Source organism: Paenibacillus sp. GCM10012306 (assembly GCF_042649265.1).
In the GTDB taxonomy this organism is placed as follows: Bacteria; Bacillota; Bacilli; order Paenibacillales; family Paenibacillaceae; genus Paenibacillus_AQ.
On sequence record NZ_JBHRYW010000012.1, the window covers coordinates 127,705 to 139,749 of the forward strand.

At 47.8% G+C, this 12,045-nt stretch carries 7 protein-coding genes; 6 read left to right on the forward strand and 1 reads right to left on the reverse strand.

Translation table 11 applies throughout. From position 1 onward, the window contains the following. The first annotated feature begins 122 nt into the window (after nt 1-122). From ACFORK_RS22975 to ACFORK_RS23000, 6 genes are all read left to right on the forward strand, one after another. Entirely contained in the window at nt 123-977 is an 855-nt protein-coding gene (locus ACFORK_RS22975) for an ABC transporter permease (protein WP_379203545.1), read from the forward strand. A gap of 11 nt (nt 978-988) precedes the next feature. Beyond that, complete coding sequence (locus ACFORK_RS22980) at nt 989-1,885, forward strand: carbohydrate ABC transporter permease (protein ID WP_379203547.1); 897 nt, start codon at nt 989-991, stop codon at nt 1,883-1,885. A gap of 104 nt (nt 1,886-1,989) precedes the next feature. Beyond that, complete coding sequence (locus tag ACFORK_RS22985; protein WP_379203420.1) at nt 1,990-3,612, forward strand: extracellular solute-binding protein; 1,623 nt, start codon at nt 1,990-1,992, stop codon at nt 3,610-3,612. Nucleotides 3,613-3,769: 157 nt separating this feature from the next. Next, entirely contained in the window at nt 3,770-6,754 is a 2,985-nt protein-coding gene (locus tag ACFORK_RS22990) for an alpha-mannosidase (protein ID WP_379203422.1), read from the forward strand. Next, entirely contained in the window at nt 6,751-7,419 is a 669-nt protein-coding gene (locus ACFORK_RS22995) for an SGNH/GDSL hydrolase family protein (RefSeq protein ID WP_379203424.1), read from the forward strand. Before ACFORK_RS22990 ends, ACFORK_RS22995 begins: the two co-directional genes overlap by 4 nt. Before the next feature lie 469 nt (nt 7,420-7,888). Then, the gene (locus tag ACFORK_RS23000) at nt 7,889-9,514 is read left to right on the forward strand and encodes a hypothetical protein (RefSeq protein WP_379203426.1); all 1,626 of its coding nucleotides are present in this window, start codon (nt 7,889-7,891) and stop codon (nt 9,512-9,514) included. A gap of 142 nt (nt 9,515-9,656) precedes the next feature. Here the strand turns inward: ACFORK_RS23000 and ACFORK_RS23005 are convergent, their stop codons facing one another. Beyond that, nucleotides 9,657-11,903, reverse strand: coding sequence for an AraC family transcriptional regulator (locus tag ACFORK_RS23005; RefSeq protein WP_379203428.1), 2,247 nt, complete (start codon nt 11,901-11,903; stop codon nt 9,657-9,659). Between the last annotated feature and the right edge of the window lie 142 nt (nt 11,904-12,045).

The window sequence follows — 12,045 nt, forward strand, 5'->3', positions numbered from 1 at the left end:
TCTACGGGCAAAATATCGGCCGTAACTGATCTCGGGCATGTTAACAGTCAGGAGGTGCTTCTTTGAACGTAAGCAGTAACAGGCTAGTGGCCAGAATCCTCAAGCACCGTTATCTCTATCTTATGGTGCTTCCCGGCTTTCTGACAGTGTTAATCTTTAGTTATTTTCCCATGTATGGAATTTTAATCGCTTTCAAAGATTTTAACGCTTCTAAAGGGATATGGGGAAGCGAGTGGGTGGGATTAAAGTATTTCACTTCTTTCTTTAACGATCCCATGGCGTTTAGAGTTTTGAAGAACACATTGCTTCTAGGTGTGTATACCTTGTTTTGGTCATTTCCGGCGCCAATTATATTGGCTCTACTGTTTAATGAACTGAAAAACAAGCGTTTTAAGAAGGTTGTGCAGACGGTTTCTTATTTCCCGCATTTTATATCGGTCGTCATTGTTGCGGGGATGCTTAAGGAATTTACAGCGAGAGACGGTTTGTTTAATAGTATTGTCACCTTCTTCGGCGGAGATCCGGTGATGTTCCTTCTCGAGCCGAGCTTTTTCCGGACCATATTCATCTCTTCTGGCTTATGGCAGGGCGTCGGGTTCGGTACGATCATCTACCTTGCTGCATTAAGCGGAATAGATCCTACGTTGTATGACGTAGCCGAGGTAGACGGCGCAGGCCGATGGAAGAAGGTTGTACATGTCACATGGCCGTCGCTCAAGTCTACCTCCATAATTTTGCTGATTTTTGCCGTGGGAGGAATCCTCGGGAGCGATTTCCAGAAGATTATTCTGCTCTATTCGCCTGAGACTTACGAAGTAGCAGATGTCATCGGATCCTATGCTTATCGTCAAGGGATATTGGGCGCCCAATACGAGTACACAACGGCAATTGGATTATTTATGTCGGTTATATCATTTATTATTCTTTACTTGACCAATTGGATGAGCCGAAAAGTTTCCGAGACGAGTTTGTTTTAGGTGGTGAGATGTTGAAAAAGGATAGCATAGGCTCCAGAGCTTTCGACGTTGTAAATATTGTTTTCATGATATTTATCCTGATTGTGGTACTGTACCCGATTCTAAACATTATCGCGACATCGCTAAGTGGCGCACGTTACATTTCCTCTGGAAGCGTGACGATTTGGCCTAAGGGATTTAATCTGGAAGCGTACAAGACGGTATTTCAAGATCCATACATTTTTAAAGGGTATCTCAACTCAATTATTTATGCGGTCGGTTCTACGGGCATCATGCTGCTGTTTACTGCTCTGATGGCGTATCCGCTAACGATTCCCGGATTTGCGGGTAAGAAATTTTTTACCCTTTTCCTAATGATTACGATGTTTTTCAGCGGTGGCTTAATCCCGACCTATCTGCTTATGCGTAGTCTGCACCTGTTAGATACAGTATGGGTTATGATTCTCCCCGGCGCGATTAGTGCCTATAATGTGTTCCTGTTTCGAACATTCTTTCTGAATATTCCTTCCGAGCTGAAGGACTCCGCTTATATCGATGGAGCGAATGATGTGGTGGTTCTTTTCCGGATCGTACTGCCGTTGTCGAAGGCGCTGTTTGCGACCTTTGCTCTATTCGGTCTGGTCGGAAGCTGGAATAGTTGGTTTGATGCTTTGATTTATTTGCGGGATCAGGATAAATATCCTTTGCAGATGGTATTAAGAAACTACCTGTTCACCTTGGATACGACTGCGATTCAAGGACGGGTAGGCAGCGGTGCGGTTGCCATTAATGCTCCGGGGGCAGCGCTTGATCCGCAGGCGGTACGAATGAGTGTCATTATTATTACGATGTTTCCGATCATGTGTATCTATCCGATCTTCCAGAAGCATTTCACCAAAGGGATATTCGTAGGCTCTATCAAAGGCTAAGCTGCGGATAGCCGGTGAATAAGGTGAGTGGTAGAGAAATCATGATAGGTATTGAATAGTAGATTTGGAAAAGTAGTTCATTGAGCTAATTGGGGGGACGTTGAATGAACAAGCTGGCAAAAATGCTTGTCCTTGGGTTGGTCATGCTGATGGTTTTTTCTGGATGTTCGAATAATTCTAAAAATTCCGTTTCCAATGAAAATGATTCAGAAGTAATGCGCTTCTCGGTGACACTACCTGCGAGCGGTGTGGATAATCCGAATAGTCTGGTAGGCAAGGAATGGCACAAGCGTATGGAAGCCTATATGGGTAAAAAAGTAGAAATTAAATATAACTATATTCCGGCTTCTGAGTATGACGAGAAGGTCAAGCTCATGATTGCAAGTGCCGATCTGACAGACTTTTTCATAACGCCGTTATTTTATGATGTGAGCCAAATGGCCGGGCAAGGCCAGCTTCTTGAGCTAGCCCAATATAAAGATTTAATGCCGAACTATATGAACTACATTAGCAAGGTAAAGGACGGAATGAAGCGGGTAACGAATTCCGACGGAGAGATGTACGCCTTTAAAGAAACATCCACGCCTAGGTTCCCTGAGGATCGAGGCATGCTTATTCAGAATACAACGTCTTACCGCTATGATGTGTTCAAGGAACATAATATCAAAATTCCGGAAACGCTCGATGAATTTTATCAGGCTGCCAAAAAAGTTAAAGAGCTTTACCCTGACAAATATCCCGTCGCAACAAAATTTAATAGCCTGAGATCGTTGTTCTCTGCGAACCACATCCGGGATGAAATCTTCTGGGACGGAGAGAAGTATGTATACGGGGTTCTGGAAAAAGGATATAAAGATGCGCTCCAATTTGCGAATAAGCTCTATTCGGAGAAGCTGTTAGATCCGGAGTACACGATTGATACAGATGATACGGTGAAAAGAAAAGCACTGAATAGCGACAACTTCATGTGGCTGACTCAGTGGTTTACGACTCCGGCTGAGTACACAAGAACGGCTGACGATGGCAAGATTTTTGCAGTGTCGCTGTATCCCGACAATCCGGATTATGGGAAGGCTTGGCAGGAGGTTGTGAACGCCAATACCCCTGATTTGGGATGGGGGGCTTATGCTATTAACTCTAAAGTCAAAAATCCTGAGGAATTGATTAAATTCATCGATTATCAATATTCAGATGAAATGATCAGGCTCATCACTTGGGGTATCGAGGGTACGACCTATACCATCGGGGAAGACGGCCTTCCGACCTTTGTTGACTCGTTGAAAAATGCCAAGGATCCGTGGTTGGAAGGTGATAAATACGGCATGCGCGCAAGTCGAAACTATAACCCGGGACTACAAATGGTTAGTGACTCAAGAGCGTTCGTAGACTTTGCCGCGACAGACTATACGGTATTTAACGGCAAATACGAAGAGGTGCCGATTGAGAAGTCGGAATTCTTGACGAATCTGCCATTGCATGACAACGACTATATTCCTTCCTGGTTGAGCGAGCCGTCGATTCAACTCACGGGCAACGAAAGCCAGCGGATCTCGGAGATTATGAATCCGGTTAAGACGTTCGTTACCGAAGAGCAGGCCAAATTCGTAGCAGGCAAGAACAGCTTCGATAATTGGCAGGCATTCATTGATAAGGTGCAAAAAATGGGAGCCATTGATGAAGCGCTGAAAATTTATAACGATGCTGCACAAAGAGCAACAGCAAACTAATAGAGATCGTCCTTCGTGGCCGACCGCCACGAGGGCGGTATATCACATAGCGATAGGGTCAAAGATTATGAAACCATAGGATGTGAGAAGAACCTTGAAAGAGAAAAAAGAGATTTTATTCCATGTTGAAAAGCTGCTAAATAAAAGAGATCAATTTATGATTACAAAGCTCTCTTCAATCGATTTTTCCGGTTTTATGACCAAGGAACAGCTGTTCATTCATGAAATGGATGGACAACCTTTCCAAAGCATTACCCCGGGCCAACATTGGGGAGAAAAATGGGGATACGGCTGGTTTCACTCGACAGTTGTTGTTCCAGAAGAGGCCGAAGGCAAACGGCTTGTGGCTATGCTCGACTTTGGATCTGAAGCGACCGTGTATATTAACGGCATCGTGAGCGGTGCAAAGGACCTTAACCATCATTACCTAACTTTAACCCGTTCAGCGAAAACAGGTGAACAATTCGAAATTGTTGCAGAAGCGTACGCTGGTCATGCGGATTCCCAGCCGATATTTGGAAATTCGCAGCTCTGTATTTTTGAAGAGGAAGTGTACCAATTTTTCATCGATTTGGAATGCTTGTACGATCTGCGCAATCATCTTGATCCCAAATCCCTCCGCGTTGCGGAGATTGACCGTGGTCTGACTCAGGTGTTTGCGACGATCGACCTGACCCTGCGCCAGGACTTGTTGGGAGAGAACGTAAAGCAGTGCCGACTAATTATGGAGCCGCTTTTGGCCTGTGTGAACGGTTCAACGGCGCCAACGTTGTACCTTATGGGACAGTCTCACTTGGATATCGCCTGGCTGTGGCCGATTGCGGAGACGGAGCGGAAGATTGCACGGACGATGTCTAATCAGCTTGCACTCATGGACGAATATCCCGAGTATCGCTACACCCAGAGTCAGCCGTATTTGTTCCAGACCGTCAAGACATTGTATCCGGAGCTGTATGATCGCATTAAACAAGCGGTGAAGGAAGGTAAAATCATTCCTGAAGGTTCGATGTGGGTGGAGCCCGATACGAATTTACCGAGCGGTGAGAGCCTGATTCGCCAGGCGTTGCACGGTAAGCGTTTCTTCAAGGAAGAATTCGGTGTGGACAACGAGATGCTATGGCTGCCTGACGTATTCGGCTATGCCGGGAACCTGCCGCAAATTATGCAGGGTTGCGGGATCAAGTATTTCGCGTCTACAAAATTGTTCGGTACTTACGACAATATAGCAGATCCGTTCCCGCACAATACGTTCATGTGGGAGGGGATCGACGGTTCGCAAGTTTTGACCCATTTGATGAACTACGGTGATTACTACCCGATTCGCATCAATCCTTCGTTCTTAATCGATCAGTGGAACGATCGCGTTCAGCTTGAAGGCATTTCTACGCGGCTTACTCAGTTTGGGCACGGAGACGGGGGCGGAGGCTCTAATCGGGATGATATAGAGTTCATGCGCAGGCTCGGTGATTTAGAGGGCGTTCCCAAGACGAAGCATGGATCGCCGATCGAATTTTTTGAGGATCAGATTGAAAAGGGTATACCTGATGTGAAATATGTAGGAGAGCTCTATTATCCAGCTCACCGCGGGACTTACACGACGCAGGCAATCATTAAAAAGTTGAACCGGAAGGCGGAAATTGCTTTCCGCGAGGCGGAGCTTTGGGAAACTGCGGCGGCATTGCTAAATAACCGGACCTACCCTCACGAGGAACTGGACCGTCTATGGAAGATTCTGCTGCTGCATCAATTCCATGATATTTTGCCGGGCTCATCGATCCACCGCGTTCATGAAGAGGCGCAGATTGAGCTGAAGGAATTAAATAAGAACGTGTACGACATGGCTTCAGACGCAAGAGATGCGCTCACGAACGACGATGTCTCCCGCGTTACCGTCTTTAACTCGCTCTCCTGGGCAAGAAAGGAACTGGTCGCGTTACCAGCTGGCGTTCAGGGGATAGCGAACGAGAACGGAGACGTTCTGCCGGTGCAATTGCACGAAGGTATTCATTATACCGAGGTTGAGGCTCCTTCTATGGGCTGGTCAACGTATAAGGTAGAACCGGAAGTGGCGGATGTTCCTGCTGCGTCGACAATCATTGCCACAGAATCGCATTTGGAGAACGAGTGGATTTCAATCGAAATTAACGAACAGGGCGAGTTTACACGTATTTTTGACAAAGAGACCGGCATGGAATGGGCGGCGGACCGCTGCAACGTCATGCGGATGTATCGGGATCAGAATTCGGATTTTGATGCTTGGGAGATCGATCGGCGCTATCGCTTGGCACCTATCGAGTTGAACGCAGCTGCCAAGGTATCTGTTACCGCAAACGGCCCACTCTTCGCGAATATTCGGGTTGAGCGTGAATTGAACCATTCGACTATGATCCAGGATATCCGGCTACGTGCCGGCAGCCGAAGAGTTGAATTCCATACGACGGTTCACTGGCGCGAGAAGAATAAGCTGCTAAAAGTGGATTTCCCTGTCCGTGTTCATACGAACGAGTCGTTGCAGGAAATTCAGTTCGGTTACGTCAAGAGACCGAATCATGCTTCGCGTCCACATGATGCGGATCGTTACGAAGTGGTTCAGCACAAGTGGTCTGCGCTTGCAGAGGCGAATCGCGGCTTCGCGTTGCTGAACGATTGCAAATACGGCATATCGGTCAATGATAACACGATGAGCCTAACGCTGCTGCGGGCTCCGACATGGCCGGATGAGACATCCGATCAAGGAGAGCACCATTTCACCTATGGTTTTACGTTCTGGAACGGCGCGTTCATGGACAGTCCTGTTGTGCAGGAAGCCTATGAGCTTAACTATCCTGTAAGTCTCGCATCAGGAGGAAGCCAGGAGGGACAATCGCTGCTCAGTATCGATCAAGCCAATGTGATCGCGGAGACAGTCAAAATTGCCGAAGACGGATCGGGCGACTTAATCGTACGTCTGTATGAGAGTAAGGGAGCCTCTGTAGCTAGTAAGCTTCATATCGGGTTGACTGTTGCGGTGGTTCGTGAGGCAGATATGTTAGAGGAGAAGATTGGGGAATTATCTTACGAGGGCGAAGATGTATTGCTTCAGTTCCGTCCGTTCGAAGTGAAAACAATTCGTCTCCAACTGAATGGGAGGAATAAAGGATGAAGCTAGAAGGAGGACAACGCCTGGTCATGATCGGCGATTCGATCACGGACTGTGAACGTAGATATCCTTACGGAGAGGGGTTGTTCCAAGGTGTCGGTAAAGGATATGCCGCACTTGTGGAAGGAATGCTGCAGGTGGCATATCCGGAGCTCAACATTCGTGTGACCAATATGGGTATCGGCGGCAATACGGTTCGGGATTTGAAATCCAGATGGCAGAGTGACGTACTGGATCTGAAACCGGATTGGCTAACGGTCATGATTGGCATCAACGATGTATGGCGGCAGTTTGATCAACCCGCGATACCAGAATCACATGTGAATCTTGAAGAATATGAGCAGACCCTGGAAGAGCTGGTGCGTTCGGCCCTCCCTGGTCTGCAAGGACTCGTGATCATGACGCCGTTCTATCTGGAGCCGAATGCCGAAGATCGCATGCGGAGCCGGATGGATGAGTTCGGACTTGCAGCCAGAAGGGTTGCGGAGCGTACAGGTGCGTTGTTTATTGATACGCAGGCGGCTTTTGCCAGCCAATTTGACTACGTCCATCCTACTGCGCTGGCGTCCGACCGGGTGCATCCTAACTTGACCGGTCATCTATTGATCGCACGCGCGCTGCTGGAAGAGATCGGCTTTGATTGGTCGCGCATGCGTGTCGGCTCCTGATGTCAGTTGTCTTATTTGGTAGTATTGCTACTTCATCTTGGAAGGAACGGAAGAATTGTTACTTCCTACATTAGCGTAGTGCAGGTTGTCCGCAGTATGTATGCCGGGATCGGCGTGAGGTTCTTCGAACTTCGCGCCGAAGCGGACCTGTCTTGAGCGAGAAAGTATGATTCATGTGAACATCCGTGCAGTTTGTACGGATGTTACACATAAAGAATAATGTATACGCTTACATAAAAGTATCTACTTGTCTATCTTGATCCTTAACATCTTTGTATCACTCTTTATGCTTTTGAAAGGAGGTGGTTAGAAGGGGACTCTTTAACGACGAAGCCGTCGGCCCCTGCTATTGCATCTTGTTGCGAAATTGAAGAGTAGTCTCAGGCAAGAACTATCGTTTGGACAAGTGGTGACCGGTAGAGCAACGATTTCATGCTATGTAATACGACAAAAGCCGGGAGGTAAACGAATGGGAATGAAGCAGTGGAAAAGAGCAGGGATATGGACTAGCATCATGCTAATGGTTATGACGGCGCCTGGTGCCACGTTCGCAGCGCAGGCGGGGGAGAGCAATGCCAAGCAGAATGTGAACAGCGCAATGAAAATGACCCAACAGCCATTCAAGATCAAGGTCGTGGATGCCGAAACGGGCCGGGGTATTCCCCTGGTTGAGCTGAAGACGACGAATAACATCTTGTATTACACGGACAGCGCAGGTGTCGTGGCCTTCAACGAGCCCGGCCTGATGAATCAGTCGGTCTTCTTCCATCTATCGAGCGACGGCTACGATATTCCCGCAGATATGTTCGGCAACCGTGGACAGGCCGTACAGATTTCACCCGGGGGCAACATTACGATCGAGATGAACCGGGTTAATATCGCCGAACGGCTGTATCGGATTACAGGCCAAGGTATCTATCGCGACAGCGTGATGCTTGGTCTGAATGCGCCGATTCAGGAACCGCTGATCAACGGTCTGGTCATGGGGCAGGATTCTGTGCAGATGATCAAGTATAACAATCGGCTGTACTGGTTCTGGGGCGACACCGACAGGCCGGCTTATCCGCTGGGAAATTTCCGCGTGACAGGAGCGACTTCTAAATTGCCGCAACACGGTGGGTTGGATCCGGACGTAGGTGTCAATCTGAACTACTTTACGAATAACGACGGTTTCGTCAAAAGCTTGGTACCGCAGCTACCTGACGGTGCCGGAATCGCCTGGGTGTTCGGTTTAATGACCGCCAAGGATAACACCGGACATGAGCGCTTGCTCGCCGGCTACAGCACGCATAATCCCGCACTCAGTGCCTTTGGCATTCTTGTCTTTAACGACAATACTAAGGAGTTCGAGCAAGTCGTCCAGTTCCCTTCCAAAGACGATTGGCGCCATCCAGGTGGTCAGGCGACCTATTACGAGGAGAACGGGTTGGGTTACTGGCTCTTTACGGAACATCGGATGCCGAATTTACGCGTTGCTGCCAGCTATGATGCTATCATCGACTATACTAAGTACGAATCGTTTACTTGCCTGACTCCGGGAACGACATACAACGGGGCTCAAACGTCGTTGGAACGAGACGCGAACGGAAAGCTCGTATGGGGCTGGAAAAAGAACACTCCACCGCTTAGCCAGAGTCAAGAGAAGGAACTGATCGATTTAGGTCTGATCCAAGGTGGTGATCCCCGCTATTATCAATTGAAAGATGCTGATACCGGCGAAGATGTTGAAATTGCCTCAAGCTCCATCGAATGGAACGATTATCGGCAGCGGTACGTGATGATTGGGCAGCAGGTGAAAGGCAAAACTTCGTTGCTGGGTGAAATCTGGTACGCAGAAGCTCCTGCGCCTCAAGGCCCTTGGAGCACTGCCAAAAAGATCGTAACGCACACCGATTATACGTTTTATAACGTGGCACAGCACAAAAACTTCAGCAAGTATGGCGGTCGGGTTATCTACTTCGAAGGAACTTATACGAATACGTTCACGAATCATGTTCCAACACCACGCTATAACTACAATCAAGTTATGTATAAACTCGACTTGGCAAATCTGCAGTTAGGGCTTGAGCCGGTTCAAGGAACGATTGGTAAATAGAGTATCAGACCATTTTTAATACCGAAAAAGACCTTTCCGAAAAGCGCTGTAGGGCTTTACCGGAAAGGTCCTCTTTGACTTGAGTGTGTTCCTGCTCGATAGCGTCCTAACCCCTCGCTTCTCCATGACTAGCTGGGAAGGGCTAGAAGGAGTCCCCGTGGATTTCGCGATATTGCTTCGGGGTAAGATTCGTAAACTTCTTGAATGCGGAGAAGAAGTGTCCTTTGGATAAGAAGCCGCATTGATCCGCAATCTCTAGCACCGAGAGCTGGCTGGATACCAGCTTCTCCTTCACTCTTTCGATTCGTTCCTGAAGGATGTACTCGGACAATGACATGCTCATAATCTCCTTGAATAACTGCCTTATGTAGCTCACAGAGAAGGAGAAATTGTCGGCTACCTGCTCGATCGATAATTGCGCATCCTGCAAGTGGTTGTCCACGTATTCTTTGATCTCCAGAACCATCTCTTCCTTGCGGTTTGAAGATTTCGGAGCTTCGGTCTCGGATGCGAGCATCGTGACGATACTCTCCAGCCACGCTTGAAACTCGGACAGTGTGCTGTACCGCTCCAGCAGTTGATGGATGCTGCTGATTTCATGCAGAACGCTGGATTTGTTAAAGCCTTTGAGCAGATCGTAGGTAAAATAGGTCAGGTTAAGCTTCCAGTCACGATAAGGCAGCTCATGGATGCGGTTCATCTGTTGGCGTAGCAGAACGACAGCGCTCTCCGGGCGGCCGCGGCGGATCGACTTGATGATCTCGGTCGTCTCCAGTGCATCGGACGCTGAAGGATACCCGGCCATAAACTCTTCATAATCGCTCTCCAGAAAAATTTGCTTTTCTCCGTTAAGAAATCGCAGCATCGTCAATTCGTAGATATGATCATATACGTTTCGGATATTTGCGCCGAAATCATAGGCATTGCTAACTGCGATGGTTGTGTCGACGCTCAGAATGCGTGCTACCTGATTGTGCGTCTCTTCCAGAAGGTGTTGTAGTTCGAGCCCCTCCAGTTCATGGGCGCCGATGATCAGGATGAGATGGTCGCCACCCATATCCAAGCCTTCGGCTGCATAAGCGCCGGTGCCAATCACTTCTTCGCTAATATTGCGTATAGCGTACTTAATCAATTTCCGGGAAGGGAAATCGTAACGTTCGCAAAAGCCCGTATATGCTTCGATCCGCAGGACGGCCAAAAACAGAACTTTACAGGAAGCCAGCTTGGTTCGAGTCTGAATATATTCGTAGCTCTTGGTGCCCGGCGTCCCGTGCAGTACCCATTGGGCGAGAAACTCTGTTCGAACAAGCTCGGATTGATTTCGCATGGATACATGAAGCTGTTCCACATTGTTTAGCAGCATATCAATGCCATCGTTGATCCACTGGATATCTGGCTTGGCATCAGCCGTGGAGCCCGCCATTGCAATCTTCATCTTCATCTTATCCAACATAAAGGTGATGGGACGCAAGGAGTGGCGCGAGCTCCAGAAGAACAAAGCTGATAGAATTCCCAATAGTAGAGATGTATACGCTATCAATTTTTGCTGGAATGAGGTTATATGGCGAGTTAAAGTATGATACTCGTTCGAGTAGTATACCGACCAATTTTCGGTTGTCAGCGTGGCTGTATTGACGAACCATCTTTGATGTGGGAGTCGAAGCTGAAAATCGTTGCCTTGCTGCTCTCGCCCCGCTTGATAAAGCTGTTCGTTCAAAGTAGGATTTGACGCCCCTAATAAGAGTTGCCCATGCTCGTCCAGAATCCGAATGTCTTGTTCCGCGGAGACGGTTTGACCGAACAGAAGCTTCGACAGGAGCGGCTTATCAATCAGAAGTACTAGATAGAAGTCAGACGGCTTCTCGGGAGTTGCAGGCAAAATAAGGGCGAGGCGGTCTGAACCATCCAGCGAATGATTAATGAAGCGCAAATATTGGCGTTGGAATGATTTTACCCGCTCCAGCATGCTTTGGTCGGCAAAGGATTCATCACGGACGATTCCAGCTTTGGAGTCGACGACAAGATTGTTCTTCAAATTAATCAGATAGGATCGCTCGATGAGTGATTCGGTAGACATGAAGTTAGACTGAGCGACGAGTGCAGCATGGTCGATGAGCGGATCTTTGTTTGTATTGAAGAACCAGTTTTGAATATTCTGATCGGCGTACATGCTGAGCCCGTAAGCTTTCAAATTGCCAAGGATCATTTCGGTCTTCGATGCCAGGTTATTGACTTCGTTCTGCGAATTGCTGCGTACCTCTAGCATGGTGTATTTCGCGAATTCTGCAGACAGCAAATAGACGAAAGGTATAATTGAACAGATCAGAACAGTGGTGAGTAATAGAAAGGTGCGAAAATATGTTTTCTGTAATATCGGTTTGAACTTCATAATTCCAGAACCCCTTGCTTATTGATTGTCTGTTTAAGGGTATACCCTAACTGCATTACATAGAGAAACTAACCGGGACCTCCTTACTCAATCATATCCTGACCTTCCTGTGAAGTCCTGATTTTGACAAACTACAATTTAA